The 26,353-nt window shown below is 65.6% G+C and carries 32 protein-coding genes and 1 pseudogene; 20 read left to right on the top strand and 13 right to left on the bottom strand.

The genetic code is table 11. The features are described 5' to 3' along the window. Positions 1-16: 16 nt before the first annotated feature. Positions 17-1,186: a MacS family sensor histidine kinase gene (gene macS / locus OG203_RS26720; protein WP_405160011.1), complete on the bottom strand. Its 1,170-nt coding sequence runs from the start codon at positions 1,184-1,186 to the stop codon at positions 17-19. Between the two features lie 21 nt (positions 1,187-1,207). Next, positions 1,208-2,452 (bottom strand): AI-2E family transporter, encoded by a 1,245-nt coding sequence (locus OG203_RS26715; RefSeq protein WP_405160010.1) that lies wholly within the window; start codon positions 2,450-2,452, stop codon positions 1,208-1,210. Positions 2,453-2,813: 361 nt separating this feature from the next. Between OG203_RS26715 and OG203_RS26710 the strand changes: the two genes are divergently transcribed. After that, positions 2,814-3,299: a cupin domain-containing protein gene (locus tag OG203_RS26710; protein WP_405160009.1), complete on the top strand. Its 486-nt coding sequence runs from the start codon at positions 2,814-2,816 to the stop codon at positions 3,297-3,299. Positions 3,300-3,312: 13 nt separating this feature from the next. Here OG203_RS26710 and OG203_RS26705 read toward each other — a convergent pair. Then, positions 3,313-3,435, bottom strand: a pseudogene (locus tag OG203_RS26705) (cold shock domain-containing protein); the annotation flags it as partial. Here OG203_RS26705 and OG203_RS26700 point away from each other — a divergent pair. The 4 genes from OG203_RS26700 to OG203_RS26685 all read left to right on the top strand — a co-directional run bounded on the left by OG203_RS26700 (position 3,397) and on the right by OG203_RS26685 (position 6,765). Beyond that, on the top strand, positions 3,397-3,525 hold the full coding sequence (locus OG203_RS26700) for a hypothetical protein (protein WP_405160008.1): 129 nt from the start codon (positions 3,397-3,399) through the stop codon (positions 3,523-3,525). The pseudogene OG203_RS26705 and the gene OG203_RS26700 overlap by 39 nt on opposite strands. Positions 3,526-3,634: 109 nt before the next feature. Then, complete coding sequence (locus tag OG203_RS26695; protein ID WP_405160007.1) at positions 3,635-5,227, top strand: adenylate/guanylate cyclase domain-containing protein; 1,593 nt, start codon at positions 3,635-3,637, stop codon at positions 5,225-5,227. A 4-nt stretch (positions 5,228-5,231) separates the two neighbouring features. Beyond that, positions 5,232-6,320, top strand: coding sequence for a YbhN family protein (locus tag OG203_RS26690; RefSeq protein WP_405160006.1), 1,089 nt, complete (start codon positions 5,232-5,234; stop codon positions 6,318-6,320). 64 nt (positions 6,321-6,384) lie between these two features. Next, positions 6,385-6,765 carry a DUF3054 domain-containing protein gene (locus tag OG203_RS26685; protein ID WP_405160005.1) on the top strand — a complete coding sequence of 127 codons (381 nt, stop codon included), beginning with the start codon at positions 6,385-6,387 and terminating at the stop codon, positions 6,763-6,765. 12 nt (positions 6,766-6,777) lie between these two features. Here OG203_RS26685 and OG203_RS26680 read toward each other — a convergent pair whose 3' ends face one another. Further along, positions 6,778-8,457, bottom strand: coding sequence for an NTF2-like N-terminal transpeptidase domain-containing protein (locus OG203_RS26680; RefSeq protein WP_405160004.1), 1,680 nt, complete (start codon positions 8,455-8,457; stop codon positions 6,778-6,780). A 397-nt stretch (positions 8,458-8,854) separates the two neighbouring features. On the opposite strand from OG203_RS26680, the gene OG203_RS26675 reads away from it, so the two are divergent. Both OG203_RS26675 and aroQ read left to right on the top strand, forming a co-directional pair. Beyond that, positions 8,855-9,466, top strand: coding sequence for a hypothetical protein (locus tag OG203_RS26675; RefSeq protein WP_405160003.1), 612 nt, complete (start codon positions 8,855-8,857; stop codon positions 9,464-9,466). Positions 9,467-9,482: 16 nt separating this feature from the next. Next, a complete protein-coding gene (aroQ, locus tag OG203_RS26670; RefSeq protein ID WP_107653312.1) occupies positions 9,483-9,923 on the top strand; it encodes a type II 3-dehydroquinate dehydratase in 441 nt (146 codons plus the stop codon). Between the two features lie 21 nt (positions 9,924-9,944). Here aroQ and OG203_RS26665 read toward each other — a convergent pair whose 3' ends face one another. Then, the gene (locus OG203_RS26665; RefSeq protein ID WP_405160002.1) at positions 9,945-10,391 is read right to left on the bottom strand and encodes a nitroreductase/quinone reductase family protein; all 447 of its coding nucleotides are present in this window, start codon (positions 10,389-10,391) and stop codon (positions 9,945-9,947) included. A 216-nt stretch (positions 10,392-10,607) separates the two neighbouring features. Between OG203_RS26665 and OG203_RS26660 the strand changes: the two genes are divergently transcribed. After that, entirely contained in the window at positions 10,608-11,732 is a 1,125-nt protein-coding gene (locus OG203_RS26660) for a glycerate kinase (protein ID WP_405160001.1), read from the top strand. On the opposite strand, the gene OG203_RS26655 is transcribed toward OG203_RS26660, so the two are convergent. After that, positions 11,729-12,079, bottom strand: a complete 351-nt coding sequence (locus OG203_RS26655; RefSeq protein WP_405160000.1) for a winged helix-turn-helix transcriptional regulator — start codon at positions 12,077-12,079, stop codon at positions 11,729-11,731. The two genes, OG203_RS26660 and OG203_RS26655, sit on opposite strands and share 4 nt — an antisense overlap. 143 nt (positions 12,080-12,222) lie before the next feature. On the opposite strand from OG203_RS26655, the gene OG203_RS26650 reads away from it, so the two are divergent. Beyond that, on the top strand, positions 12,223-13,104 hold the full coding sequence (locus OG203_RS26650; RefSeq protein WP_405159999.1) for an NAD(P)-dependent oxidoreductase: 882 nt from the start codon (positions 12,223-12,225) through the stop codon (positions 13,102-13,104). Here the strand turns inward: OG203_RS26650 and OG203_RS26645 are convergent, their stop codons facing one another. The 3 genes from OG203_RS26645 to OG203_RS26635 are packed head-to-tail and all read right to left on the bottom strand — an operon-like array spanning position 13,105 to position 15,114. Beyond that, positions 13,105-13,347, bottom strand: coding sequence for a helix-turn-helix transcriptional regulator (locus OG203_RS26645; RefSeq protein WP_405159998.1), 243 nt, complete (start codon positions 13,345-13,347; stop codon positions 13,105-13,107). Next, on the bottom strand, positions 13,337-14,188 hold the full coding sequence (locus OG203_RS26640; protein WP_405159997.1) for an ABC transporter permease: 852 nt from the start codon (positions 14,186-14,188) through the stop codon (positions 13,337-13,339). The genes OG203_RS26645 and OG203_RS26640 overlap by 11 nt, the downstream gene beginning before the upstream one ends. Then, positions 14,185-15,114 (bottom strand): ABC transporter ATP-binding protein, encoded by a 930-nt coding sequence (locus OG203_RS26635; RefSeq protein WP_405159996.1) that lies wholly within the window; start codon positions 15,112-15,114, stop codon positions 14,185-14,187. Before OG203_RS26635 ends, OG203_RS26640 begins: the two co-directional genes overlap by 4 nt. 159 nt (positions 15,115-15,273) lie before the next feature. Between OG203_RS26635 and OG203_RS26630 the strand changes: the two genes are divergently transcribed. From OG203_RS26630 to OG203_RS26615, 4 genes are all read left to right on the top strand, one after another. Then, positions 15,274-16,071: an ArsR/SmtB family transcription factor gene (locus OG203_RS26630; protein ID WP_405159995.1), complete on the top strand. Its 798-nt coding sequence runs from the start codon at positions 15,274-15,276 to the stop codon at positions 16,069-16,071. A 123-nt stretch (positions 16,072-16,194) separates the two neighbouring features. After that, positions 16,195-16,677, top strand: coding sequence for a peptidylprolyl isomerase (locus tag OG203_RS26625; protein WP_405159994.1), 483 nt, complete (start codon positions 16,195-16,197; stop codon positions 16,675-16,677). 64 nt (positions 16,678-16,741) lie between these two features. Continuing rightward, positions 16,742-17,107: an MmcQ/YjbR family DNA-binding protein gene (locus OG203_RS26620; protein ID WP_405159993.1), complete on the top strand. Its 366-nt coding sequence runs from the start codon at positions 16,742-16,744 to the stop codon at positions 17,105-17,107. A 65-nt stretch (positions 17,108-17,172) separates the two neighbouring features. Continuing rightward, entirely contained in the window at positions 17,173-17,508 is a 336-nt protein-coding gene (locus OG203_RS26615) for a hypothetical protein (protein WP_405159992.1), read from the top strand. Between the two features lie 180 nt (positions 17,509-17,688). Here OG203_RS26615 and OG203_RS26610 read toward each other — a convergent pair whose 3' ends face one another. After that, positions 17,689-18,051 (bottom strand): hypothetical protein, encoded by a 363-nt coding sequence (locus tag OG203_RS26610; RefSeq protein WP_405159991.1) that lies wholly within the window; start codon positions 18,049-18,051, stop codon positions 17,689-17,691. Positions 18,052-18,170: 119 nt separating this feature from the next. Next, positions 18,171-18,860 (bottom strand): nitroreductase family protein, encoded by a 690-nt coding sequence (locus tag OG203_RS26605; RefSeq protein WP_405159990.1) that lies wholly within the window; start codon positions 18,858-18,860, stop codon positions 18,171-18,173. 395 nt (positions 18,861-19,255) lie between these two features. Here OG203_RS26605 and OG203_RS26600 point away from each other — a divergent pair, with 395 nt between their 5' ends. From OG203_RS26600 to OG203_RS26590, 3 genes are all read left to right on the top strand, one after another. Further along, positions 19,256-19,594 carry a hypothetical protein gene (locus OG203_RS26600; RefSeq protein ID WP_405159989.1) on the top strand — a complete coding sequence of 113 codons (339 nt, stop codon included), beginning with the start codon at positions 19,256-19,258 and terminating at the stop codon, positions 19,592-19,594. A gap of 116 nt (positions 19,595-19,710) precedes the next feature. After that, positions 19,711-21,168 carry a hypothetical protein gene (locus OG203_RS26595; protein ID WP_405159988.1) on the top strand — a complete coding sequence of 486 codons (1,458 nt, stop codon included), beginning with the start codon at positions 19,711-19,713 and terminating at the stop codon, positions 21,166-21,168. A gap of 61 nt (positions 21,169-21,229) precedes the next feature. Continuing rightward, positions 21,230-21,358 (top strand): hypothetical protein, encoded by a 129-nt coding sequence (locus OG203_RS26590; RefSeq protein WP_405159987.1) that lies wholly within the window; start codon positions 21,230-21,232, stop codon positions 21,356-21,358. 97 nt (positions 21,359-21,455) lie between these two features. On the opposite strand, the gene OG203_RS26585 is transcribed toward OG203_RS26590, so the two are convergent. Continuing rightward, positions 21,456-23,024 carry an alpha/beta hydrolase gene (locus tag OG203_RS26585; RefSeq protein WP_405159986.1) on the bottom strand — a complete coding sequence of 523 codons (1,569 nt, stop codon included), beginning with the start codon at positions 23,022-23,024 and terminating at the stop codon, positions 21,456-21,458. Positions 23,025-23,218: 194 nt separating this feature from the next. On the opposite strand from OG203_RS26585, the gene OG203_RS26580 reads away from it, so the two are divergent. Next, positions 23,219-23,530, top strand: coding sequence for a GNAT family N-acetyltransferase (locus OG203_RS26580; protein ID WP_150400259.1), 312 nt, complete (start codon positions 23,219-23,221; stop codon positions 23,528-23,530). Here OG203_RS26580 and OG203_RS26575 read toward each other — a convergent pair. Next, positions 23,524-24,285: a lysophospholipid acyltransferase family protein gene (locus OG203_RS26575; protein WP_405159985.1), complete on the bottom strand. Its 762-nt coding sequence runs from the start codon at positions 24,283-24,285 to the stop codon at positions 23,524-23,526. The two genes, OG203_RS26580 and OG203_RS26575, sit on opposite strands and share 7 nt — an antisense overlap. 114 nt (positions 24,286-24,399) lie before the next feature. On the opposite strand from OG203_RS26575, the gene OG203_RS26570 reads away from it, so the two are divergent. The 3 genes from OG203_RS26570 to OG203_RS26560 all read left to right on the top strand — a co-directional run bounded on the left by OG203_RS26570 (position 24,400) and on the right by OG203_RS26560 (position 26,344). After that, a complete protein-coding gene (locus OG203_RS26570; RefSeq protein WP_405159984.1) occupies positions 24,400-25,044 on the top strand; it encodes a YqgE/AlgH family protein in 645 nt (214 codons plus the stop codon). Between the two features lie 62 nt (positions 25,045-25,106). After that, positions 25,107-25,616 (top strand): sigma-70 family RNA polymerase sigma factor, encoded by a 510-nt coding sequence (locus tag OG203_RS26565; RefSeq protein WP_405159983.1) that lies wholly within the window; start codon positions 25,107-25,109, stop codon positions 25,614-25,616. Further along, positions 25,613-26,344 carry a zf-HC2 domain-containing protein gene (locus OG203_RS26560; RefSeq protein ID WP_405159982.1) on the top strand — a complete coding sequence of 244 codons (732 nt, stop codon included), beginning with the start codon at positions 25,613-25,615 and terminating at the stop codon, positions 26,342-26,344. Before OG203_RS26565 ends, OG203_RS26560 begins: the two co-directional genes overlap by 4 nt. The last annotated feature ends 9 nt before the right edge of the window (positions 26,345-26,353 follow it).

Here is a 26,353-nt window from a genome sequence, read left to right as displayed (position 1 = left end):
TTGATCTTCGGTCGAGTCATGTTCGCGGCACCCGGAACTCCCATTCGGTGCCGAAGCCGACTCCGCCTTCGTTCTCCGTCAGTAGCTCAGCCGTCCCGCCGAGCGCCTCGATCCGTCCGACCATCGATCGTGAAACACCGAGCCGCCCTTCGGCTTCCGCCTCCGCCAGCCGACCTGGCGGTATCCCCACTCCGTCGTCACGCACGCTGATCACCAGCTCATCGCCTGTATCCTCCAGCAGCACATAGGCTTTCGCGTCCGGACCGGCGTGCAATGCGACATTGGACAGCGCGTTCGCCACGGCCGCCGCGATCTCCGCGCCCGCCCAGCGTCCGATCGACACCGGATTGCCCGGCGTAGACACGAACACCGACGGCGTCGCGTGCACGGTGAGCAGCGGACGCAGATCGACCTCGGCACCACCGGAATCCCCGCGATCGGCGGTCTCGGTGATCAGCACCCGCAGCGCCACTTCCTGTTCCGCGGCGCGCTGCGCCAATTCCTCGGTGGGCCCGCCGATCTCGATGCCACGCCGCTTGATGTAGCTGAGTACTTGCAGCACCCCGTCGTGCACCTCGCGCGAAAGCCGTTCCCGCTCTTCGGTAGCAGCGGTCAGCCGGACCGCGCGTTCCAGCTGATCTTGCGCGCGGCGCGCGGTGTTGGCCGCTAAACCGAGGGCAAGGCCGACGGAGACGAGCACCGGCACCGTCGCATCGGTCCACACGTCCTGCCCCCACTGATCGCGCACGGTCAGCGCGACCGCCGCGATCAGCGCGCCGGACAGCACCCCGGCGAACGGCCCGCGCAAGATCGCCGCCCCGATCACCGCGTTGGTGGCCCACAGCGTCGTCGGCAACGTCTGATGTCCGTGATACCAGTCGTAGTCGGCGACCAGCCTGGTCGCGGCCATCAGCCCGATCACCACGACGTGATCACCGAACACCACCCAGACCCGCACCCGCCGCACATCGGGAAACCGCCACTGCGACAACATGATCGCCGACGCACCGGACCAGACCGCCATCAACGCGATGAGCACCCAGCTCAACCGCTGATTCTGGTAGTTGGGCGCCGACGCGACCTGCTGCAGCACCGCGTATAGCAGCGTCACCAGCCGCAACGCCTGCGCGGCCCGCCACAGCGGCGTCGTCGCCACATCGGCCGAGCGCGGCTCAGCCCCTCGCATCAAGCCAAGCCCCCCTGAGACTCAGCCCTTCGGCGCGCCATCATCGGATTCCGGCTCGGCGATCCGGGTCTCGCGCGTGCTTTCCTTCGCCACGGTCGCCTCCACATCGAACCGTCCAGGCTCCGGATCGTCCGGCTCGACCTCGCCGGTCTGTAGTTCCTCGAACATCTCCTCCGGACTGTCCGCGAGCAGCGATCGAATGGCCGTATTCAGCACCGCGACAAGCGGAACCGCGAGCAGACCACCCGCGATCCCGCCGAGCACCACGCCCGAGGTGATCGCGAGCACCACCGCAAGCGGATGGATGCTCACCGCGCGCCCGAGCAGCAGTGGTTGCAGCACATGCCCTTCCAGCTGCATCACGGCGATGATGATGCCGAGCACGATCAGCGACGTGATCAGTCCCTTGGTCACCAGCGCGATGAACACCGCGACGAACCCGGCGACGAACGCGCCGATGATCGGGATGAACGCGCCGATGAACACCAGCGAGGCAAGCGGAAGCGCAAGCGGCACACCGAGAATGCCGAGCCCGGTCCCTATGCCGATGGCGTCCACCGCCGCCACGGCAACGGTGGCGCGCACGAACCCGACCAGCGTGCCGAATCCGAGCTGCCCGGCGGTGCGCACCCGCTCGCGCTGCTCGGTCGGGATGATCCTGGTGACGAACTGCCAGATCTGATCGCCGCCGTAGAGCAGGAAGATAAGGATGAACAGGGTAAGGAAGGTGCCGGTGAGCAGCTCGGCGATGACCGTCGCGGTGGTCAGCGCGCCGCTGGTGAGCCGGTCCTGATTGGACTGGATCGTCTTGATGATCTGATCACCGACATTGCGGATCTGATCGTTGCTCAGATGCGGCGGGCCGGTGATCAGCCAATCCTGGATCTTGTGAATGCTATTGGTGAATTCGTCGGACAGCTGCGGCACACCGGCGATGAACTGCTCGACGACGAAGGTCATGATCCCAGCGACCAACCCGAGCGAGCCGACCAACGCGACGAACACGCCGACCGAACGCGGCACCCCTAGTCGTTGCAGCCAGTCGACCAGCGGCGCGAGCAACGCGGCCGCGAGCAGCGCGATGGCGAGCGGAATGACCACCGTCGCCAGCTTCTGCACGATCGCGGCGAGCGCGAGCGCGACCGCGAACAGGATCAGCAGGCGCCAGCCCCACTCCGCCGACACCCGGACAATCGGGTGTACCGAGTCAGCGGCAGGCCGAGTCAGGGAGGCTTTCCGCTTCGAGCTTGGCTTGGGGTCCGTCACCTGGCCGAGCATAACGAGCGCGGCGCTACATTGTCCGACCTCAGCCTGCGCCGAGCCGGACGAATGCCAGGGGGCTGGACAACGCTGCCGGGAAGCGGAGCGCGAGGACTTGACCTTGCCGGAAAGACGCACGGTTCGGACCTAGCGGCGTTGGCCGCCTCGAGGTCGTGGTTCTGGATGTGGGTAACTGCCAGCGCGGCATGAGAGTACTGGCGCAGTGTGCCTTTGGCGTCCCGCTGCTGCCGGGTCGCAAGAAGGCGACGGGTGACGAGTCTTCCCATTGCGTATGCGGACCACGGTCCGTTAACCTGATGACCGTAATCGGACCGCAGTCCGATTACGGTCACCCCGAGGAGAACTCGTGATCACACATCACCTTGCGCGCCCGCTGCGCTATGTCGCACTGACCGTCCTGACCCTGGCCGCCGCCTGCTCGACCACGCCCCGGCAAGCACCAACCACCGCGGCCACTGCCCCCGGTCCGGCAGCCGACTCCATCGTGTTCCGCGCCGCGAGCACCGGCCCTTGGTCACCTTGCGAGGGGTTGCCCGGCTGCACCGTCCTCCCGGTCCGCGGCGACGCGAAAACCGGTCCCTCCGAAGCGCTTTTCACTCTGACGGCAGGCACCGAGTTCGGCAAGCATTGGCACACCAGCCCCGAGCACGTGGTCGGCGTCTCGGGCACCATCGAGTGGAACGTCGAGGGCAGCGGCGCGCATCAGGTAGGCGCGGGCGACTATCTCTACTACCCCGGCCACGCCGTGCACTGGGGAAAGTGCGCCTCCACCACCGATTGCGTCTACTACGTTCTGGACGACCAGCCGTACGACATCCATCAGGGCGAGTAATCCAGCGCTCCACACCGCGCGACTCCGCGCCGATCTCGAACTCCACTCGCTGGCCCTCGTCGAGGGACTTGAAGCCGGAGCCGGAAATCTCGGAGTAGTGGACGAAAACGTCGGGACCGTGCTCACCGGCAAACACGACACCGCGGTAGGCCCGCCGGTGTTCAGCAGCGCCGTTGCGCGGGGCGCCACCCGGTCCGACGGTGCCGCCACCGGCGCCGACCGGTAAACGTATCTATCGGCGCCCCGCTCTACCGCAAGTGCTGCTGCGGGGGAGGCACAGCTAAATTGGTGGTCATGTCGGCGCCCCTGGAAGCAAGTTCAACCACAGTACCTACATGGTTGAACACGATCCCGGGGGAAACATGACTGCTGCCGGACGCGCGCCCTTGGAAGCGGTCAAACAGACCATGCGAACGCGCTGGCCGCTGTACCTGACATCGATGTTGCTCGCCAACGCCTTCGGTGCGGTGCTGGTGTGGGCCTTCATCCAGTACGGCCTGCCGGTTCCCGAGGGAGCGAACGACGGCGCAAGGAGCACCGGCCTGTTCGTGCCCGCCCTGGTCTTCCTGACCGGTGGCCTGCTCAGCATGGGCGCGTCGGCACTGATGTTGCGTCCGGTGATGCGCTGGCAGATGCGCGGCGGACCACCGAGCCGCCAAGAGCAGATGGCCGCGCTGCATGCCCCGCTGCGCCAGGCCATCCTGCATCTGGCGCTGTGGCTTATCGGCGGCGCGATCCTGGCGTTGCTGATCATCTCCGAAGAGCCCAAGCTGGCGGGCGCGGTCATCGTCACCCTGTGTATGGCCGCGACCATCGTCTTCGGCTTCACCTACATGCTCGGCGAACGCATCCTTCGCCCGGTCGCCGCGGCGGCGCTGACCGCTGGCACGTTCGACCACACCTTGACCCCGGGTGTCGGCACCAGGATGGCAATGACCTGGGGCATGGGCACTTTCGCCCCGACCATCGCCATCGTGCTGCTGTGTATCACCCAGATCTCCTCGGATGTGAAGTTCTCCGCCCAATCGCTGGCCATCTCGATTCTGCTGCTCTGCGGCGTGGTGATCCTGCAGGCACTGGCACTGTCCATGCTCACCGGCTCCAGCATCTCCGACCCTGTGCGCCAGCTCAGCCAGGCCATCGACCGGGTGCAGGAGGGCGCGCGCGACGTCCAGGTCGAGGTGTTCGACGGCAGCGAGATCGGGCTGCTGCAGGTCGGCTTCAACCGGATGATGGAAGAGGCAGCCAAGCGCCGCCAGCTGCAGGAACTGTTCGGTCAGCACGTCGGCGAGGAGGTCGCGCAGCGCGCACTCGACTACGGCACCGAACTCGGCGGTGAAACCCGGTTCGTCGCCGTGCTGTTCGTCGACATGGTCGGTTCCACCGCGACCGCCGCCGAGCGCCCGCCCACCGAGGTGGTGAGCCTGCTCAACGAGTTCTTCCGGATCGTGGTCGACGTGATCGACCGGCACAACGGCTTCGTCAACAAGTTCGTCGGCGATGCCGCGCTCGCCATCTTCGGCGCGCCGCTCGACCGGCCGGACGCGCCGACCGCCGCGCTTGCCGCAGCCCGTGAACTGCGCGAGGTGCTGCGCGAAGTGCCAGGACTCGATATCGGTATCGGCGTGTCGGCGGGTCTTGCCGTCGCCGGAAACATCGGTGCCGCGAACCGATTCGAATACACGGTGATCGGCGATCCGGTCAACGAGGCATCCCGGCTGACCGAGCTGGCCAAAGACCAGCCGGGCCGCACCTTGGCCTCCGGCAGCGCACTGTATTTCGCCGATGAAAGCGAGCAGCACAAGTGGGAAACCGGCGACGAGGTACAGCTGCGCGGACGGCGCCGAAAAACGCTGCTCGCCTATCCGAAAGAGGGCGTCGACGCGCCGGACACCACAGACAGCGAAACGGTGCGTTCGTTAGGCTGACCGGGTGACGGCCAATGGGGAACCGGCAGGAGAACCCGCACCGCCGCCCACACCCCATGGCCGCCGCGGCAAATTCTGGTGGGTCAAATGGGTGCTCGGCGTCGCCCTGCTGGCATTGCTGATCGCCGAGGGCATCTATCTGTGGCCACGACTACACGAGTCGTGGCGCAAACTCAGCGACATTCACTGGGGGTGGGTCGCCGCCTGTATCTGGTTGCAGGCGTTGTCGATGAGCGGTTTCGGGCGGGTGCAGAAACAACTGCTGAACGCCGGGGGTGTCGCGGTAAGTCAGCGCAAATCCGTCGCGGTGGTCTACGGTGCCACCGCCATGTCCGTCACTTTGCCCGCGGGCCAGGTGTTTTCCACCGCCTTCACCTATCGGCAGACCAGGCGCTTCGGCGCGAGCCCGATCGTCGCGTCCTGGCAGCTGGTGTTCTCCGGGGTGGTCGCCGCGGCGGGTCTCGCGCTGCTCGGTGTCGGCGGCACGCTGCTGTCCGGCGGAACCATCGGCCCGTTCAAATTGATCCTGTCGCTGGCCGCGGTGGTCGCGGTGGTGTGGGGCGGCAATTACGTCTCGCGCAATCCAGGATCGCTGGAGGCGCTGCTGCGCCGGACGCTCGGCCTGGTCAACCGGCTGCGCAAGCGCCCGGCCGACCAGGGCGCCAACAAGATCGGCGACGTACTCGCGCAATTGGAGTCGGTGGATCTCGGCAAGCGCGACGGCGCGTTGGTCGCGGTGTGGGCGGTGCTGCACCGGTTCGCCGACGTGGCCTGCCTCGGCGCCGCCTGCTACGCCGTCGGCGCGGACCCTCGGCTGGCTGGACTGCTGCTCGCGTTCGCCGTCGGCAAGGCGGTCGGCTCGATTCCGTTCGCGCCAGGCGGGATCGTCTACGTCGACGCGACGCTCATCTACGGCCTCACCGCCGCCGCCGGGCTGCCCGCCGCGCAGGCGGTCGCGGCGGCGTTCGTCTACCGCCTGGTGAGCTTCATCCTGGTCGCGATCGTCGGCTGGATCGTGTTCCTGTTCCTGTTCCGCACACCGCAGGACGACGACGCCGAGTTCGAGAAGGAATTCTCCCAGCGCCGCTTCTGAGCCGGAACACGCAGCGCGCTGGCACTTCACATCTCGCACAGCCCGGCCAACTACGCTTGCCCGCGTGAAGAAACTGGTGCCGTTGGTGGTAGATGCGCTGCTGGTGATCCTGTTCTGTGCGATCGGCAGGCGCAGTCACGACGAGGCGGTGCTCACCGGACTACTTCGCACGCTGTGGCCGTTCGCGATCGGCCTTGCGATCGGCTGGGCCGTCGCGGTGGCCGCGGCGAGCCGGATGTTCGGCGACGCGGGGCGCGACGCGCGGTTCCACGGAACCGCCCTGTGGCCCACCGGGATCCTGGTCTGGCTCGGCACCCTCTGCGGCGGCATGCTGCTGCGCGCGGTCAGCGGCCAGGGCACCGCGTTGAGCTTCGTCATCGTCGCGGCCGTGGTGCTCGCGCTGTTCCTGCTCGGCTGGCGCGCGGCCATCACCGCGTTGAAATAGGTATGTGCTGAATTAGGTTTCCGGCGCGGCCAACGACTGGAGCATCCGCACGGCCATCCGCGCGGTGGCGTCCCCGCTGTCCACGTCGTTGATGTGGATGGCGAAGGCCAGGTCGCCCATGATCGCGATCAGCCAGCCGTCCTGTCCCGCGGTCGCGCTGAAACCGTTGACGTCACGGTACATTCGCAGGCTCGCGAGCTCGGGGGCGTTGGTCGAATCACGCAGCATGCCGTGCAGCCGGTCGGCGATCTGCGGCGACAGCGGGCCAAGCTGCGCGTCGGTGGTGCTCGGCCTGGCGACCTCGATCATCGGCGGCGCCACCTCGCCGCGGGCGATCGCGGCGGCGGCGATCGCCATCCCGAACGGGCTGGCAAGCACCGCGTCCGAGCCGCCGCCCTGCTTGACCTGCTCGGCACTGCGGCCCGCGACGGCGAGCCGACCGGTCACCTCGTCGAGACCAGGCACCTTGAAATCGATACCGACGCCGAGCGTTGTCGCGGCCTCCGCCGCATCCTGCACCGAAATATCTTGCGGTGCCTTGCCTTTCGCGACGGCCGCGATATTGCGGAACAGCTCGATATTGCCGCCGACCGGATAGAGTCCGGTGAAGGCCACCGACCCGTGCTCACTGGCCTGGGTGTTCTGCGCGACCGCGACCACCGCACCGCTGGACGGCTGGATCGCCACGATCGAGGCGGGCGTCGCCGCACTGACGACCGCGTCCTCGGCGGCGCGCTGCAGGCGCTGATCCATGGTGCCCGCGATGTCCGGTCCCGGCGGGCCCTGTACACCGGCGAGCTGGCCGACGAAGCGACCGTCCTGTTCGAAAATCTGCACGCCCCAGCCGGAGTGCTGGTCCTGGCTCTCCTGCTGCACCTTGCTCAGCGCGTCGAGCATGGGCGACCAGACCCGGCGGTCGGCGGAGACGAGCCGGGGCTGCTTCTCCATAACAACGCCGGGGATCGGCGCCATGTCCTTCTCCAGGATCGCGAAGTCGGGCTCGCGCAGGTTCACCGCGATCACCGGCTTGCCCTGCGAGGTGGCCACCTGCTGCATCAGCGACGGCCCGGTGATCAGCGGCGCGACCGGCTCGATGGCCTTGGCCAGCGCGTTGGTCGAGCCGACCGGGTCCGGCATCTTCGCGGGATCGAGCTTGATCACGTTGATGGTCTGCTCGGTCATCAGCGGCTGGCCCGCGATGTCGTTGACCCTGGGGGCCGGGGACGGCTGGGTGCGCACCAGGCGCGCGGTGCGGTTGTGGTCGAGCTGCGGCATGACGATCGCCGGATCCCAGGAGATGCGCCAGCCGATGGCGAGCTTGCGCACGTTGCCCTGCAGACTGTAGTTCCAGTTTTTGCCGTCGCCGAAGTTCCAGTCGGCGTCCATGCTGAAGATCGCCGCCTCGGAATCGAGCCCGATGTATTGCGTCTTCTTGTAGTCCACCTTGCCCGGCTGCAGCCCAGCAAACATTTGCTTCAGCGTTGCCGAAGCCGCGGAAGGGTACGACGTGAGCTCCGAAGCGTTGGTGTAGTCCTGCTTGTCGAGCAGCTCGGTGAAGCGGTCTACGACAGCCTCGGCCTCATTCTTACCCTCGTGTACGCCGCACGATCCCATCGCGATCGCGAGCGCCGCCACCCCCGCGAGTGCCATAGCGCCCCGGACGCGAAAGCGGCGGGATCCCCAGACATCCATGTCGCCCACTCTTCACTCTTGTCACTCCAGTAACAAGACCACCGTACCTGAAAAAGACCTGTCTGCGGTGCCTACGCCGCAAGGACGTTACCCATGCTCAGCATCTCAATTGTGCCCGAAATCTCCCGTCGCGGGGGACCGATCATGATCGTTGTCCAGTGCTACGGCGACAACCGGCGCCGCTACCGTACCGGGGCCCCACGCAAAGTTGTGCGCTTACTGCCTTACTCGGCGTTTCGGATCAATGAGTACCCAGAGCGAGCGTCCACGAACCGCAAATCACCCCCGTTAACCTGCGGCGAACTCTGTTCGCACAGAGCGGAACCATTGGCATGGATTGCGATGTAATCTTGTAATCACTGTAAGCAACGCTGATGAGTAAGTAGGTGATCCCCTCATGAGACATGAACATCGGGGTCGAGGATTCGGACGACCGGGCGGCTGGCAGCAGGCCGACCTACCGGACCCGGCGGACGCGCCAGACTGGTTCGCGGGCAGGTTGCCCGAGGATTGGTTCGCCGGTTCGCCCGTCATCGAGATCGACCGGGACGAGATCGTCGTGATCGGCGAACTGCCGATCACTCAGCTCGAGAAGACCACCGCCGAGGCGCCAGCGGAAGGCGACGCGGACGCGTCGGTCGAGGAAGTTCCGCAGGCGACCAAGGAGGGTGCCATCTCGCGTTTCCGCGAGTCCACCCGCGGGGCCCGCATGCAGATCGCCGACGAGGCACAGCGTCGCTACGGGCGCAGCGTCGCGTGGGGCGTGTCGGTGGGTGGCGAGCGAGTGCTGTTCACTCACCTCGCGGTTCCGGTGATGACCCGGCTGCGGCAACCCGAACGCAAAGTTCTCGACACCCTTGTCGACTCGGGCGTGGCGCGCTCGCGGGCCGACGCGCTGGCCTGGACCGTGAAACTGGCAGGCAAGCACGCGGAATCCTGGCTGGAGGAACTGCGCGGCGCCATGCGCAAGGTAGACGACCTGCGCTCGGAAGGCCCGCAGGGACTCTAGGACTACTGTTGCTGGCATGTCCGCACCCGGTCCGATCCTGGTTCTCAACGGCCCGAACCTGAACATGCTCGGCACTCGTCAGCCGGAGGTCTACGGGTCGGCGACGCTCGACGATGTCGTCGAACTCTGCAGGCAGACCGCGCAACGCTACGGCCGCGAGATCGCCGCCTTCCAATCCAATTCCGAAGGCGCGCTGATCGACCGGATCCACCGGGCGCGCGGCGTCGAATCCGGCATCGTGATCAATCCCGGCGGGCTCACCCACACCTCGGTGGCCCTGCGGGACGCGCTGGTGATCCCGGAACTCCCCATCGTCGAGGTGCACATCAGCAATGTGCACGCGCGTGAGGAGTTCCGGCATCACTCCTACATCTCCCCCATCGCGACCGCGGTGGTCGCCGGGATGGGCATCCAGGGCTACGCCGCCGCGATCGAATTCCTGGTGCGCTCTGCTTGATTGCGCGCGGACCGGCCCGGGTCAATTGATCTGGAAGACCGGGAATCCCGGTGCGATGGCCGCCAATTCGGCGTCGGTCGCGTCCTTGGTGACGCCCTCGAAGAACTTGCCGACCTCCCAGCCCCACTTCCGCAGGTAGCGCCGCAGCAGCGGAACCTTGTCGGCGTCGGCGATTTCGGTGGCGGTGAATTCCTCGACCTTGCGGCCGAGGCGCAGCTCGCCGCCGCCGGCCACGCGCAGGTTGCGCACCCACTGGGTGTGTCCACGCGGGGCGACCAGGAAGCGGGCGCCGTCCTCGCGGACAAGCGGGTTCACCATCGTGGTCCGCCACTCCCCGCTCGTGCGGCCGCGGACGGCGAGCAGTCGCGAACCCATGACGCTGATACCGATCCTCGGCAGCCAGTTGAAGATCCGGTTCATGATCGGATCCAGTCCGGCCGGGCCGATGTAGCGGGTGCTGTGATCCATGATCGAACTCCTCTTAGTGAGCACTGCTCTCTGTTGCGATAAGTGTTCCATTTCCGCGAACACAAAGTCAAGAGCAGTGCTCTCTTTTTATGTTTACGCCGCTCAACAGGGATGTTCGCGGTTCATCCACAGACCGCACAGGTAACGACAACCCTGTGGATCGAACGGAAGTCGGGCCGACGCGCGGTAGATCGGAACGCACCCGACAATGTGGGGATGACGCGCGAGGCCGTTCGCCGGGTGGTGCTCGCCCCGGACAAGTTCAAGGGGTCGCTGACCGCACCGCGGGTGGCGGCGGCCCTTGCCGCGGGCATCGCGCGGGTCGCGCCGGAGGTGCAGATCCGGCAGGTGCCGGTCGCCGACGGCGGAGACGGAACCGTCGACGCGTTCGTCGCAGCAGGATGGAACCGGGTCGAGGTGACCGCACCCGGTCCGACGGGCGTTGCTGGCCGCACGTCGTACGCGGTGCGGGGAGCGACGGCGGTCATCGAATTGGCCACGATCGTCGGACTGGAGAAACTCCCTGGGGGACAACCGGATCCGCGCAACGCGAGCACGGCCGGCCTCGGTGTCGTCATCGCGCACGCCCTCGACCACGGCGCCACCGACATCGTCGTCGGCCTCGGCGGCAGCGCCTCCACCGACGGCGGCGCTGGCATGGTGCAGGCGCTCGGCGCCCGCATTCTCGATGCCGATAGCGACGAATTGCCCTATGGCGGTGTGGCTTTGACCCGCGCCGCGCACCTGGATCTGTCCGCCCTGCATCCTGGAATCGCCGCCGCCACTTTCACATTGGCCTGCGATGTCGACAACCCGCTGTTCGGCCCATCAGGGGCAGTCGCGGTCTACGCACCCCAGAAGGGTGCTGACACAACAGATCTCACCATTCTGGAAACCGCGCTCACCAACTGGTCGCGACTCGCGGGACCCGACTTCGCGAACCGGCCTGGCGCCGGTGCCGCGGGCGGAACCGGTTTCGGCGCCCTCGCCATCCTCGGTGCGCGAATGCGCAGCGGCATCGAGGTAATCCTCGAACTCCTCGATTTCCCCGCACTACTAGACGGCACCGACCTCGTCATCACCGGCGAAGGCTCACTCGATACCCAAAGCCTGCACGGCAAGGCGCCGATCGGCGTCTGCGAGTCCGCGCGCGCGTCCGGCATCCCCGTCCTCGCGGTCGTCGGCCGCACACTCCTTACCGCCCAAGAGATTCGAGCAGCAGGCTTCACCGCCTACTACGCCCTCACCGACCTAGAGCCCGACCCGGCCCGCTCGATCACCAACGCGAGCCCGCTTTTACAACAGGTCGGCGCACAGATCGCAGAACAGCACCTGCGCTAGCTCACCGCGGCGAGCAGGTTCGCGACGAGTTCGTAGCGGTGCTTCTCGCCCCACTCTTCGAGCGGCCGCAGGGCGACGGCCAGTTCTTCGCCGAGCGGGGTGAGGGAGTATTCGACGCGGGGCGGGACCTCGGGGTAGACCTCGCGGTGCACGACGCCGCTCGACTCGAGCTGGCGCAGGTTTTCCGTGAGCACCTTTTCGCTGACGCCGGTCAGCAGGCGGCGGATCTCACCGAAACGTTGCGGGCTGGCGCTCAGCGCCCACATCAGGTGCATTTTCCACTTGCCGCCGACGACATCGATCGCTACGGACATGCCACACACGTCGTGATCCGCGTCACCGTTCATGTCCACCGCACTCCTTCTGAGCTTATTTCGAACCTCTAGGTAAGCAACCCCACCTGAACGTTCGGTCTTCCCGACTCTATCTGCGACAACGCAGTATCGATTCCGGCGCCGACCCCATCCATCGAGAACCGAAGGGACACACAATGTCCGAACAGACCACCCCCCGCTCCGTCTCCGTCGTCGGCCTCGGGCCGATGGGTCAGGCGATGGTCCGGGCCTTCCTGGACGCGGGCGTCGAGGTGACCGTGTGGAATCGCAGCACCGAAAAGGTCGACGCGATGGTCGAACTCGGCGCCAAGCGCGCCGCGACGGTCGCCGACGCATTGGACGCCAACGAGGTAACCGTGCTGAGCCTCACCCACTACGCCGCCATGTACGACGTGCTCGGCCAGGCAACCGAGCAGCTGGCCGGCAAGGTGATCGCCAATCTGTCCTCCGATTCCCCGGCGAAGACGCGCAAGGGTGCGCAATGGGTCCGTTCGCATGGCGCGCAGTTCATTTCGGGTGGCGTCATGTCGGCGGGTGACAACATCGTCCATCCCGCGTCGTACATCTTCTACAGCGGACCGCGCGAGGTCTTCGACGCGCACGCCGAGCTGCTGCGGCCGCTGAGCCCGCAGGAGTACCTCGGCGCGGACGACGGTCTCGCGCAGGTCTTCTACCAGGCGCTACTGACCATTTTCCATCCGTGGTTGCTCGCGTTCGATCAGGCGACCGCGGTGATCGACCGCTCCGGTCACAGCATCGCCCAGTTCGTGCCGTTCGCCATCCGCTCCGCCGCCGCGTTCCCCTATTTCATGGAGGAGTTCTCGGTCGCCAACCAGAGCGGCGGCTGGGCCAGCCTGGCGAGCCTCAAGATGATGGACGCCGGCGCGCAGCACATCATCGACGCCAGCGAGGAGGTCGGCGTCGACGCGACGTTCTCGCGCACCGCACAGTCGTTCTGGCGCAAGGCCGTTGCCGCCAGCGAGGAGCAGGGCGAACCGGTCTCGACCTACGCGCTGCTGCGCGGGAACCAGGAGTAGTCAAGCGGTTTCGACGCTGGAACCGAGGCGCGGGAAGGGGTCGGTGGAGAAGATGACCTCCACCGCCACCTCGAAGTAAGACGAAATCCGCAGTGCAAGATGCAAGCTCGGGCTGTACTCGCCGCGCTCGAGATAGCCGACCGTCTGATAGTGCACACCGAGCGCCTCCGCCAACTCGCGCCGCGAGATGCCGCGCTCGGCGCGCAGCATCGCGATGCGGTTGTAGATGACCTCAGAAGCCACGCTGCATCGCCTTCTCGCGGCGCACGGCGACGGTGGAACCGGATTCGCGTCGCGCCATCCTGCGCAGCACCACCGGCGCGACGAGTATCCCCACCACCGCCCAAACACCGAGCACCCCAACGGTTTCCAGGTGCCGCCAGGACTGCCTCAGTTCGACGGCCACCGCCTGGTCCGGCAGCATCGCCGAGCGCATGCCGAGCCCGAGCCAATACATCGGAAACACCTGGGCCACACCCTGTACCACGCCGGGCATCGACGTGATCGGGTAGAAGATGCCGGACACCGCGACAAGTCCCATGATCGGCAACGTCACGAAGCCGAAGTTGCGCGGGGTAGCGAAGATCGATCCGAAAATGGCGCCGAACGGCAGGGTGGCGAGCAGTCCGAGCACGACAACCCCGATCAATGTAGCCCAGGCCCCGACGGTATTCAGCGCGAGCCCATCGACGATGAACATCCCGGGGACCAGAATGATGGCGCAGGGGATGATCACCGAACCGGACACCTGGATGATTTTGCCGACCAGGTAACCAACCATGCCGTTCGGGGTTGCCTTGGCACGCAACAGCGTCCCGTCCTCGCGGTCGAGGCTGAGGTGCGTGCCCATGTTGATCATCCCGTTCACCGCGACCAGCATGCCGATGACGCTCGGCAACGCGAGGGAGCCGAGCAGCAGTCCGCTCGACTGGAACGACGCGTGCCGCATGAAAAACAGCGTGACCAACATGATGACCGGCCAGAACAGCAACCCGAACAGGTCCTGACTGTTGGTCAGTTGCTGGCGAAACTCGATCATGCCCCTGGTCCACCCCTGGCGAACGGCGACCGCGACCGGGTTCATCGCCCTACCTCCTCGAGCGTGTGTACGTCAGACTCGAGCTGACCGGATTCGAACCGGCGCACCAGCGTCATGTACGTCTCCTCCAGTGAGACGCGCCGGACCTCGAGATCGCCGATCGCGTCGCCGTGTTGTTTGAACAGTTCGTGCACGAACTTGGTCGATTCGGCGGTCGCGTGCACGAACCGCTGTCCGTCGTTGGTCCAGCTCACCTCGGCCTCCCCGGCGATCCGGCGGGAGAGTTGATCGGCCGACCCGTCGGCGATGATCCGCCCGCCGGCCAGGATCAGGATCCGATCGGCAAGTTTCTCGGCTTCGTCGAGGTCATGGGTGGTGAGCAGGATGGTGGTCCGCTGATCGTCGGCGAGCCGGTGCACCAGATCGTGGAATTCCCGCCTGGCGTGCGGGTCGAAGCCCGCGGTCGGCTCGTCCAGGAAAAGCACCTCCGGGCGGCCGACGATGCCGATCGCCACGTCCATCCTGCGGCGTTGCCCGCCGGACAGGTCCTTGATCTTGGCGCCCGCCCGTTCGGTGAGGCCGACCGCTTTTATGAGTTCTTCGGTGTCCCAAGGCCGTTGGATACCGTCGGTGCGGTACGGCGCGTAGAACGCGCCAAGATAGTCGAGCAGTTCCCTGACCCGCCACCTGCCGTGATCGCGCCACGATTGCAGCACGACGCCGATGCGCGCTCGCCACGCCTCGTCGCCCTGCGCCGGATCGACACCGAGCACCTCGACGCGGCCCGCCGACCGCATACGAAAGCCCTCCAGGATCTCGATGGTGGTCGACTTGCCCGCACCGTTGGGCCCGAGCAGCACCAGCACTTCGCCGTGCCGCGCTTGGAACGTCACATCGTGCAGGACGTCGGTGCTGCCGTATCGCATTCGCAATTTCTCGACGTCGAGCGCGACGTCCTGACCCAGTGTCATGCTTCCCTCCCCCGTTGCGGGTTTCTATCAGTTCGTAGCATATCTACTACATTTCGCCGCGACAATGCTTTACCTAGATCGATTCACTCTTGACATGCAGCCATCCGGCTGCCTAACCTCTGACATGCAGCCAAACGGCTGCATAAATCGGAAGGTGGCATGGACGAGGTCTTCAAGGCGCTGGCCGACCCCAACCGGCGGCGGCTACTCGACAGTCTCAACGCGCGCAACGGGCAGACCCTGCGCGAGCTGTGCGCGGGGCTCGAGATGGCGCGCCAGTCGGTCAGCAAACACCTCGCCGTGCTGGAGGGGGCCAATCTGATCACCACTCGCCGCAGCGGCCGCGAAAAGCTGCATTACCTCAACGCCGAGCCCATCAACGCCATCGCCGAACGCTGGATCACCCGCTACGACCGTGCCCGAGTTCACGCACTGGCCGATCTCAAGAAAGCACTGGAGGCAAACCCCATGAGCGACAACGCATTCGTCTACACGACCTTCATCAAGACCACGCCGGAAAAGCTGTGGCAGGCACTCACCGACCCGGCCTTCACCGCCCGCTATTGGGGCGCGAGCTTCGATTCCGACTGGCAGCCTGGCTCCGAAATGGTGTGGCATCAACGGGATTGGTCAAGCAAGGACCCGGAACAGGTGGTGCTGGAGGCGGATCCGTACAACAAACTCTCCTACACCTGGCACACCTTCGATCCCGCTTTCGCCGAAACCTTCGAGATGAAGGCCGACGACGTCGCGCACTGGGCTCGTGAGCCGCGCTCCAAGGTGACCTTCGAACTCGAACCCTCGGGCGACGAGGTCGTGAAATTGACTGTGGTACACGACGGTTTCCCGGCGGGAAGCACTGTCCTCGAGGCAATCAGCGGCGGTTGGCCTGGCATCCTGTCCAACCTCAAGACCTTGCTGGAGACGGGCGCGATTCTGCCGGAATCGACAATGTAGAACAGAACGCGATTCCGCGCGGCCACGCACCGGTAAGCTGCACAGGTCCGTGTCCAGCTCGGTTGGAGCACGAGTCCGTCAGGGCGACTGCGGGACTGAGCCTGTCGCACAAATTGGGGAACCATGATCAAGGTCCTGCTCCGAACCAACATGGGTGACATCGAGCTCGAACTCGACGAAACAAAGGCACCCAAGACCGTGCGCAACTTCCTGACCTACGTCAACAGCGGTCACTACGACGGCACGATCTTCCACCGCGTTATCGATGGCTTCATGATCCAGGGTGGTGGCATCGACACGAAGATGAACGAGAAGCCGGCGCCGAACAGGGTCGAGAACGAGGCCAAGAACGGGCTGAAGAACGTCAGGTACAGCGTCGCGATGGCCCGCACGTCCGATCCGCAATCGGCCTCCGCGCAGTTCTTCATCAATACCAACGACAACGCGTTTCTCGACTACCCGGGGCAAGACGGTTGGGGCTACGCGGTATTCGGCAAGGTCGCGCGCGGCCATGATGTCGTCGACCAGATCGGCAAGGTCAAGACGGGCGGCCAGGACGTGCCGGTTCAGCAGGTCGTGCTCAGCTCGGCCACCGTCACCCGCTGAGCTGGCACGTTCCGGTCGGTCGGCACAGGTATATTGCGGACTCTGACATTTGAGGGGTTCCGCGGTGGCTGTGCATGGTGACGAGTTCTTTCGGGTGGTCGGCGGGCTCGCCGACGTACAAAGCAGCAAGGGTGAGAAGTACACCTCGTTCAAAGTGCGCGGCAAGCTGTTCGGCTACTACTGGCCACGCACCGAGACCGTCGGCTTGAAGCAGATGCTGTCCGAGCAGAAGGCGCTGGTCGCCGAGCGGCCCGACGTCTTCGAAGAACAGTTCACCGCAGGCGGTTTCGGCTGGGTGGTCGTCCAGCTGGCTGGTATCGATGCGGACGAACTGGCCGAGTTGGTCTTCGAGGCATGGCGGTTGTCCGCGCCGGAGGATCTGGTCGCCGCCGCCGGCGGACCTATCCCAAACCTGCTTGGCTCCGAATAGCAAGGGTTGATCTATTCATCGGAACCACTGGCCGTGACGGCCAGTCCAATGATTGGGAGATATCCGTGCGCAAGATCTCTGCCGTCCTCGGCACATTCGTGACAACGAGCATCGCCGCTGTCGCGTTGGCCGGACCCGCTTTCGCTATTGATAACGATGTTGCCATGTGCGCCGAGAAGTCAGCTAAATATTCCGATTTCCAGAAATGCGTGAAAGTGGCTGCGCAGAAACAGCAGGGCCAGGGCTCGAACACGCAGGGGCAAAGCCATGCCGGGCAGGGACAGTCAACTGTGCAGCAGGGGACCGGGCAGGGTCAACAAGCGACGCAATCGCAGCAAGGCGCGCAAAGCCAGAAAGGGCAGACAACACAGAACGGGGCGAGCGCAGGAGCGCAAGACTAGGGGCCAAGCACAGCCTCCAACGAGTAGTGCCAGTAAGAAGCTACGGAGCTGTCGAAGAGCTGACCGACTGCGCGTGGCGATGACAGAACGCCGCTGGGTCGGCCGTTCGCCCTGGTGCACGTTCGGCCGACCCTGCGGAATATCGTTAGGGCATCAAAGATTTCAGCCCTGCCGAGGCGACTAGCCGCGGTAGATCTCCACGTAGGCGTTGGTAGCTATGGCGATGAGACCGGGGCCCGCGCCGGTGCAGCCTGCCGTGACGGGCTGGCCGTTCGGGGTAAACGGGTAGCTGAGTATCTTGTAGGAACCGACGCCCATCAATGGGAACGGGCCGGTGCCGTGCAACCCGAAGCAGTCGAGGTGCAGGACGTAATTGCTGCCGCCATCTGGTTGACACGTCGCTGTCGCACCGAAAATGTCGCGCTGCACGGCGCAGTCCTGCGGAGCTGCCTGAGCAGTGCCGGAGCCGATAATCGCGACGAAGGCAAGCCCCGATACACCTGCGGCCGCGAGACGTGCGGCGGCGGTAATTGTCTTTCGCATTGATCTCCTCCTGTTGCCTGTGTTTTCGGTATACAGCGTCGAAACGTTACGTGTGGGGCAGCCGAATTACTGCCCCCAAATTCAGGGGCACCGGCAGAGTCGAAAGGCGTTCGGGCCGATCAGATTCGGATGAGGACCTGGTCCATTGTCTTGCGGACCAGGTCGGGGACAACGGCATCGTCGGTGGGGTAACCGATCGGGATTACGGCGAAGGCCTTTTCGTTGCGTGGGCGATCGAGCACCTCGGACAGGAACTTCATCGGGCTCGGCGTGTGGGTGAGCGCGGCAAGGCCGGAGATGTGCAGCGCGGCAAGGAGCATGCCGACGGCGATGCCCACCGATTCGTCGCCGTAGTAGTGCTTGTAGGTGGTGCCGTCCTGGCGCAGGCCGAAGCGCTGCTGGAAGACGACAAGCAGGTAAGGGGCGTCGGTGAGGTGCGGCTTGTGCTCGTCGGTGCCGAGCGGGCGCAGCGCGGACAACCACTCCTCGCCGAGGCGGCCGTTATAGGAGATCTGCTCCTCCGCCTCGGCGGCCTCGCGAATCCTGCTGCGCACCTTGGGATCCTCGACGAGGACAAAGGTCCACGGCTGCTGATGCGCTCCCGACGGCGCGGTGTTCGCCACCGCGATCGCGTCGAGAACCAGTTGCTCCGGCACCGGATCGGTCGAGAACATCCGCACCGTGCGGCGCTCATCCATCCGCGCACGGAACGCGGCCGACTTGGCGAGCGCGTCCTCGACGGGAATCCGATTCGGGTGGTACGGAATTGGGTGATAAGGCTGGCCATGCAGCGGCATCCAGGTCGTCATGGTTTGCAGTGTGATCCGCGCCAACTGGGCAGGCAATGCCGCGAAGAAGTTACCGTCCACCCTGCCAGACAAGAGGACAGGTGTTCAACGGTTGAACTCGCCCTCAACCACATCCGACGCGACTCGCCGAGATCGCACCCATCTCTGATGCGGTCCGCCACGAATACAGGTGGTGTTTCCAGTTGGATGTATGAGCTGTCGGAGGGCGCGCGTTGTCCCGCGTTCCACTGTGGGGGACGCCTGCGTTGAGGTCCGCCGCTTGCTGCTCGACACCAATTCAACACCGTAATACCACGATGCGGGGTAAGCGCCCCCAATAAGCGCGCATTCGTGCGGGTTCCGTGACGGGCTTTGCACACGAGGATGATTCGACCGAGAAATAGGGGATCTTTGGTATGCGCGTTTCGAAGTACGCAGCTGTCCGATGGTTGTATGTGCCCGCGTTGGCCGTGTTCGCGTTGACGGCGATACCGGCAGCGCAGGCCGCGGCATTGCCCGCGGTATGTGTCACCGATTCCTGTGCGGATGTACCGCAGGGCGGAGTCGCACCCGGCACGGTCGCCGACAAGGAGGGTGCGCCGACCGAAGACGGTGCGCCAGCAGACGATGCGACCGCAGACGATATGCCCGAGGATATGTCACCCGACCAGGCGCCCTTGGACGCGACGTCCGACGCCGAGGCGAACGCAGGGGATGTTGCCGACGAAGATTCCAATCTCCCATCCGGCGAATGACTTTCGCGCACAGGGCGCGCTCGATGACCAGGTTGTTTCACGAGAACGATTCGACCGAGAAATAGGGGCTCTCCGGTATGCGCGTTTCAAGATACGCATCTCTGCGATGGGCATATGTGCCTGCGCTTGCTGTGCTCACGTTGGCGGCAGGACCGGTTCCGGCACAGGCTGATCCGGCCCTGCCCGCGGGATGCGAGCACAAGGGAAACACCATCACCTGCGGCAGCTTGAAAGATGGTGATGTCGTCATGGGCACAGATGGCGACGACACGATCGTGATCAAGGGCGACGTGCCGAAGGGCGCGGCCGTCCGCGGTGGCGCGGGAAACGACAACATCAGCGTCTACGACGTCGGTGTGTTCGTTTGTACGGGCGATGTCGGCGCGACTTCCGAGAAAGGTGGTGAGGTGGATGGCGGTGCCGGCGACGACACCATCCTCATCGGCGGAGGTGCTCGGGATCAAGCGTGCCAGAACAAGATCGGGAACGATATCCCGCTTGGCAACGTGAGCGAGCAGGGCAAGGTCATCGGCGGGCCCGGCAACGACAAGATCACGGTCGGCACCCTCGGCTATGTCAAGAACGATCCGGAACATGCGGACAAGAGTCTGGAGGTTATCGCCGGTCGAGTCGACGGCGGGGACGGCGACGACATCATCGACGTCGGTTCGGTCGCGACCGGCGCCAGCTTCGACAATCTGGAGACCGCCGATGGCGTCTACGGCGGCGCGGGCAACGACACCATCCATGTGGGCAATGTCGACGGGTTCGGCCTGGTGTCCGGCGGCCCCGGACCGGACACCCTGACTATCGACGGCATGAACGGCGGATATGTCGAAGGCAACGATGGCGACGACACGTTCGTAGCGACCAAGGGCCCCATCAAGAGTCTTGCGAAATTCCGTGGCGGCCCCGGAAATGACACGATGACTGCCAGGTCACTCTGGGGTGCAACGGCTTTGGAGGGCGAAGAGGGTGACGACGTTATCAAGGTCACCAATATCAACGGACCGGACGACATGTCCGCCGCGCCCGGTTTCGCCGTCGCTTCCGCCGACGGTGGACCAGGTAACGACACCATCACCGTAGAGCTGATCGGCAATATGGGCAGTGCGTCCGGCGACGAAGGTAACGACACGATCGACGTCAAGAGCCTGAACGGCCCGGAGGACGTCGTGCACGGTGCGCCCGACGAGCTGAAGTGGCATGCGGGCAGGGCCATTGGCGGGGACGGCGACGACAAGATCACCGTCGGGACCGTCGGCAAGATGGGCGAAGTGTGGGGCGACGGCTACCCGGGCGCCCCGGTCAAGGGCCGGGACGTCATCAAGGTCGGCGATGTCAATGGGCAGGCCAAGGTTCGCGGCGGACCACTGGCCGACGTGATCACCGTGACCAACATCAACAGTAAACAGGCCTCGGTCAACGGTGAAGGCGGCAACGACAAGATCACCGTCACCGGGGTGAACAAGGGCACGGTTATCGGCGGCGTTGGCAAGAAAGACATCTGCAACGCCAAGGGCACGAAGAAGACCTGCGAGATCCCGGCGAAGAAGGCGAAGCAGAAGAAGTAGGACGAGCTGCGCACGTCAGCGCGAGACATCCCTTTCACGACCAACATATGGAGGAAATGCTATGGGCTCGTTGAATTTCGACTGGATTCTGAGCGGTCAGCGCAACGGCGATCCGCTGGCGACCGCACTGTACGGTCCGCTGTACCTGGTACTCAACGCGCTCGAAGCGCTCCAGGCCGGCGGCCTGTAATCAGGATGACGTCCTGTCATGAACTCTCGCACTGCCTGCTTCGCAAGCCTGAATCACGCAGTGCGAGAGCCATTTCAGAACACCTTGCACGGGCGCATCAACGCACCGGCAGCGGCGCCTCCGCAGCCTGCGTGATGGTGACCTGCCCGGTGCCGAGGTAGGTCATCACCGCATCATCGACCACCCGATTGCCACGACCGAAGTTCCCGTGATCTCCACCTTCGACGGTGATCAGAGAACCGTTCAGCGCATGCGCCATCGCCAGTCCCCCTTCATATTTGGTGAGCGCATCGTGACGACTCTGCAAAATCAGTGGCGGCGTACCGAGCCCGACACCGGAGATCCGAACCGGTGTCGTAACGGGTTTCCATGTCCCACAAGCCATTCCGGACCGAACAAGGTCAGCACGCGCGTCCATGGCATTACCACCCGAGGCGATGGTCGCGACCGCGGAACCGATCACGTCGAGCCGACCGGGAATAGCGTTCTCGTTGCAGGTGATCGCGGCGAAGACGAACTGACCGGTGAGGTTGGTGGAGGTGGCGCCCTCGATGGTGCGCAGGCGTTGCACATTCGCCGGATTGGCGACAGCGTCGGCCATCGCACGCGCGAAGATCGGCCAGTAGGTGCGGGTATAGCTGGCGACCGAGGTGGCGCCGAGCAGCGGCCCCTGCGCGGTGGCACCGCCGGAAATCAAGGTACGCAACAGATTCTGAAGTTTGCCGGTCTGCTCGACACCACCGCTGTAACCGTCGCGAGCGATCTCGGCGAGCGGCTCCGGCAACGATCCGGGCAGGTCGGCGAGGCTGGCGGGCGGCGGCGTCAGATTGGCGTACCAGCCGCCACCCTGATCGACCGCCAAGCGCACCCAGTTCTGATAGACCTGCAAAGCCGTATCGCCGAGGTGGTAGTCGTCGCTGTGCTCGGCGATCCAGGCGAACAGGTCGTCGAGCCGCTGCTTGCCCGCGAGCTGCTGCTGGGCGAACTCCTCGGTCCACACCCAGTCCGGATTGACGTTGGAGTCCAACACCATTCGCTCGACCCGGTCGGGAAACAGCGAGGCGTACACCGCGCCGAGATAGGTGCCGTACGAGGTGCCGAGGTAGCTGATCCGCTCCAGCCCGAGTGCGGCGCGTACCGCGTCCATATCGCGGGCGGTGGTCTCGGTGGTGATGGTGTCGAGGTAGCCGGGCTGGGTGGCGTCGCACGCCTTCTTGATGGCGGTGCGGTCGCCGCCGCCGAGCGATACCTGCGTGCTGTCCTCGGTTCCGCAGGTCAACGGGGTGGCCCAGCGCAATCCGCGCGGCTGCACCGCGATCCGGTCGTAGTGCGCGTTCAGTTCGGCGGGCAGCACATCGGTCCGCAGGCCCCAGAAGTCGAGCCCGTCCGCGCCGGGCCCGCCCGGGTTGGCGAAGATGACGCCGCGCCGCTGCCCGGTCGCCGCGATCCGGCTGACGGTCACCTGGATCTTCGGCCCGTCCGGATCGGCGTAATTCCTCGGCACCTCGACGACAGCACACTGCACGCCATGCCCCGCGACCACCGAGCCGTCGGGGCAGGCACCGAACGACGGCGCCGCGTCGGCAAGGCCGGACACGATCGATCCCCCGAGCAGGCAGACGGCCATGGCAGCCGCGGCCCGCGAAAATAGCCGTACCTTCATCATGTTTCGAACCTCCACGGGCCGCCGCCACGCGTGCGGGCGCGACCCCGATCATGAGCATTCTGCGCACGCGTGCGACGACAGACAAGTCGAGCGCCGGATTCCGCCGGTCAGGCGCCCGTCCCCAGCCCGAACACGACCCCTCGGTAGGTGTCGCGGAATGCGCGGATGACGTCGCACGGGAGTAGCGTCGAGCCATGTCGACGGAGGTCCGTATCAACACCGCTCTGGAACGCTTCGAGCTCTATGTCGACGGTGACAACGCCGGGTACGTCGAATATCAGGACACCCAGTCCGAACGCGCGTTCGTGCACACCGAGATCTACCCCCGCTACGAGGGCCAGGGCTACGGCCGGGTACTGGTCGAGGCGGCATTGAACAGCACCGCCGAGGACAAGCTCGGCGCGCTGCCGATGTGCCGGATGGTGCACCATTTCATCGAGACCAGACCCGAATACCTGGTGATGGTCCCGCACTGGGCGCGCGACAGTCTGAACCTGCCTCAGTAGGCGGCGATCGCCCCGTCCAGTGCCTGCTGCAGATCGGTGCGTACCAGCCGCGCGATATCGCCGGGCTTTGGCGGCAATTCGGTGATCGGCACGCCGAAGTAGAAGCTGGCCGACTTGGCCTCCTCCTTGTTCGGCTGCACCGCCGGATCGCACCGCGGCCCATAACTCAGGCCCATCGACACCAGCACCGGCTCGACGCCGAGCTTCATCGCGCGAAACGCGATGTGCCCGATGCCGCTACCGACCGGCTGCACCTGGGCCGGGTCGACCTCGTTGCAGGTGCCCTCGGGAAACACCGCGACACCGTCACCGCGCGCTATCCGCTGCGCGCAAATGTCCATCATGCGCTGACCAGCCGCGTTGACGGCCCGAATGCCGTGGTCCTTGCCGCGGAACACCGGGATCCCGCCCATCATGTCGATCTTGCGCCGCTGGTCGGGCTCCTCGAACAGCTCGTCCTTGGCCAGCACCCGCACCCGGCCGATCACCGGACGCAACGCGCTGCGCCACGCCGCGGCCGCGACCGTGTACGGATCGTTCTCGGAAAGATGATTGATCGAGATCAACAGCGGTCGACCCTGCCGAATAGCCGTACGCAAACCGGCCTGCGCACCCTCGGCGTAGGAGACGCGGGGATAGTAACGACGACCCAGAATGGCGTACGCGCCCCAGGCCTTCGGCCGATTCTGACGATGGTCGAGATAGAAGTCGTACACGGTGTCGCTGTTCTCGAGGCGCACCTCGGGAGGTTCCATGACACGGACTCTACGACGCCCGCAAGCGCCGAGCAGCGGGCCCCGACGCAAATTCACGACACCGAACTGGCCAGCAGAAGCGCATATCGCCGAAACAACTGCGATGATGTCCGAGTGGCACGCGCAGACGACCCGGATGATCGGAAAACTCGCGGCGGGCACGGCGACCGCAAGCGGCGCGATTACCGGCACGGCGAGCAGGTGGTGCGCGCCGGCACCCTGCTGGTGTCGGCGACCGAACTGGCCGAACCTACCTTCCGGCGCACCGTTGTCTACATCATCGAGCACAACGAGGCGGGCAGCCTCGGCGTGGTGCTGAACCGGCCGAGCGATACGGCCGTGCACGACGTGCTGCCCCGTTGGACCGAGGTGGCGGCCGCGCCGCGCACCCTGTTCATCGGCGGCCCGGTCAAGCGGGACGCGGCGCTATGCCTCGGCACCGTCCGCGTCGGCGCGAGCATCGACGGCATCCCCGGCCTACGCCGGATCGACGGCCGCGTGGTGCTCGTCGACCTGGACGCCGACCCGGACGAGATCGGGCAGCTGGTCGAGGGCATCCGCATTTTCGCCGGTTACGCGGGCTGGACCTTCGGGCAACTGGAGGGCGAGCTGGAGAACGACGACTGGATCGTGCTGTCCGCGTTGCCGTCCGACCCGATCAGCACCGGCCGCGCCGATCTGTGGGCGCACGTGCTTCGCCGCCAGCCGCTGCCACTGTCGCTGCTTGCCACTCACCCGATCGAACTCGAACGAAATTGAGATGCGCGCTCTTATTGAACCGTTCACCCCTGCTGGACCGTGGGATGAGCGGGAGGTGAGCAATGCCCGACAACCGAACCGAGTTGTTGCGGGTCCTGTACGACGAACACGCCGCCGCGTTGTGGCGGTACACGCTCGGCTTGGTTCGCGATCCCGGCCGGGCCGAGGACATCGTGCAGGAAACGTTGCTACGGGCTTGGCAACGCCCGAACGTATTGGACCAGTCCGATACGTCGGCGCGGGCGTGGCTGTTCACCGTCGCACGCAATCTCGCCGTGGATGAGCACCGCAGCGCCCGCAACCGGCGCGAGTTCCGTACCGACAGCCCGCCCGAGCAGGCCACGCCCGACCAGGCCGACCGGGCGTTGGACGGCTGGGTGGTCGCGGACGCGTTGGGCAGGCTCAGTCCCGATCACCGCGAGGTGATCGTGCGGGCCTACTATCGGGGCCTTTCCACCCACCAGATCGCTGCGGAACTCGACATTCCGGCGGGAACGGTGAAATCCCGGATGCACTACGGCATGCGGGCACTACGGCTGGCACTACAGGAGATGGGGGTGACGAACCAATGACCGATATCGCTGACGACTACACCACGTGGGATGCGCCGTATGTACTCGGCGCCCTGACCAGGACCGAACGCCGGGAATACGAAGAGCATTTGGCCGGCTGCCCCGCCTGTCAGGCCGCCGTTGCCGAGATGGCCGGGATGCCTGGCATGCTCGCCATGGTCGAACCCGCGACCGCGCTCGCGATGATCGAACTGCCCGAAGCCGTTGCGGCGGAGCTCGGCTCGGCGACGGTCGAGGCAGGCCCGCCGGTGCCGCGGTTGCTGCCGAGGCTCGCCGACGCGGCCGAGAAGCGCAGGCGTCGGAGCCGATGGGTGTCGGTCGGTGTCGCGGTCGCGGCGGCCGCCGCCGCGGTGGCCATCGCGGTTCCGGTGGTCGCCACCGTCACCTCGTCGAACAACACCAGCCCCGAACAGGTTGTCGCGGAACGCAGTATGCAGCCGCTCAAGCCGAATCCCGTGACGGCCAGCTTCAAGATCACGCAGGACAGCGGCACGACGCGGCTCGTGATGACCTGCAGCTACGGACCGAGTGACCAGCAGTACACCTGGAATCTGAAGCTGTTCGTCCTCGGCACCGACGGCAGCCAGACCGAACTCGATCAATGGCCCGCCGGACCGGGCGGGGAGCTGACGATCAATCGGACCATCGACAAGACGCCGGACCAGATCCGGGCGGTCGAGATCCGGTTGGCCTCGACCGGCGAGACGCTGCTGTCCGGAACGATCTGACGACACACC

The sequence above is a fragment of the Nocardia sp. NBC_01499 genome, from assembly GCF_045040275.1.
Classification (GTDB): domain Bacteria; phylum Actinomycetota; class Actinomycetes; order Mycobacteriales; family Mycobacteriaceae; genus Nocardia.
The sequence above is the reverse complement of the archived record's forward strand: the minus strand, read 5'-3'. Positions and strand labels throughout refer to the sequence as shown.

Excerpts from the sequence above, each read along its gene's own strand:
- macS (WP_405160011.1), bottom strand. The coding sequence starts at position 1,186 with ATGCGAGGGGCTGAGCCGCGCTCGGCCGATGTGGCGACGACGCCGCTG.
- OG203_RS26695 (WP_405160007.1), top strand. The coding sequence starts at position 3,635 with ATGGTTGAACACGATCCCGGGGGAAACATGACTGCTGCCGGACGCGCG.
- OG203_RS26680 (WP_405160004.1), bottom strand. The coding sequence starts at position 8,457 with ATGGATGTCTGGGGATCCCGCCGCTTTCGCGTCCGGGGCGCTATGGCA.
- OG203_RS26675 (WP_405160003.1), top strand. The coding sequence starts at position 8,855 with ATGAGACATGAACATCGGGGTCGAGGATTCGGACGACCGGGCGGCTGG.
- aroQ (WP_107653312.1), top strand. The coding sequence starts at position 9,483 with ATGTCCGCACCCGGTCCGATCCTGGTTCTCAACGGCCCGAACCTGAAC.
- OG203_RS26665 (WP_405160002.1), bottom strand. The coding sequence starts at position 10,391 with ATGGATCACAGCACCCGCTACATCGGCCCGGCCGGACTGGATCCGATC.
- OG203_RS26660 (WP_405160001.1), top strand. The coding sequence starts at position 10,608 with ATGACGCGCGAGGCCGTTCGCCGGGTGGTGCTCGCCCCGGACAAGTTC.
- OG203_RS26655 (WP_405160000.1), bottom strand. The coding sequence starts at position 12,079 with ATGAACGGTGACGCGGATCACGACGTGTGTGGCATGTCCGTAGCGATC.
- OG203_RS26650 (WP_405159999.1), top strand. The coding sequence starts at position 12,223 with ATGTCCGAACAGACCACCCCCCGCTCCGTCTCCGTCGTCGGCCTCGGG.
- OG203_RS26640 (WP_405159997.1), bottom strand. The coding sequence starts at position 14,188 with ATGAACCCGGTCGCGGTCGCCGTTCGCCAGGGGTGGACCAGGGGCATG.
- OG203_RS26635 (WP_405159996.1), bottom strand. The coding sequence starts at position 15,114 with ATGACACTGGGTCAGGACGTCGCGCTCGACGTCGAGAAATTGCGAATG.
- OG203_RS26630 (WP_405159995.1), top strand. The coding sequence starts at position 15,274 with ATGGACGAGGTCTTCAAGGCGCTGGCCGACCCCAACCGGCGGCGGCTA.
- OG203_RS26625 (WP_405159994.1), top strand. The coding sequence starts at position 16,195 with ATGATCAAGGTCCTGCTCCGAACCAACATGGGTGACATCGAGCTCGAA.
- OG203_RS26610 (WP_405159991.1), bottom strand. The coding sequence starts at position 18,051 with ATGCGAAAGACAATTACCGCCGCCGCACGTCTCGCGGCCGCAGGTGTA.
- OG203_RS26605 (WP_405159990.1), bottom strand. The coding sequence starts at position 18,860 with ATGACGACCTGGATGCCGCTGCATGGCCAGCCTTATCACCCAATTCCG.
- OG203_RS26600 (WP_405159989.1), top strand. The coding sequence starts at position 19,256 with ATGCGCGTTTCGAAGTACGCAGCTGTCCGATGGTTGTATGTGCCCGCG.
- OG203_RS26590 (WP_405159987.1), top strand. The coding sequence starts at position 21,230 with ATGGGCTCGTTGAATTTCGACTGGATTCTGAGCGGTCAGCGCAACGGC.
- OG203_RS26585 (WP_405159986.1), bottom strand. The coding sequence starts at position 23,024 with ATGATGAAGGTACGGCTATTTTCGCGGGCCGCGGCTGCCATGGCCGTC.
- OG203_RS26580 (WP_150400259.1), top strand. The coding sequence starts at position 23,219 with ATGTCGACGGAGGTCCGTATCAACACCGCTCTGGAACGCTTCGAGCTC.
- OG203_RS26575 (WP_405159985.1), bottom strand. The coding sequence starts at position 24,285 with ATGGAACCTCCCGAGGTGCGCCTCGAGAACAGCGACACCGTGTACGAC.
- OG203_RS26565 (WP_405159983.1), top strand. The coding sequence starts at position 25,107 with ATGCCCGACAACCGAACCGAGTTGTTGCGGGTCCTGTACGACGAACAC.
- OG203_RS26560 (WP_405159982.1), top strand. The coding sequence starts at position 25,613 with ATGACCGATATCGCTGACGACTACACCACGTGGGATGCGCCGTATGTA.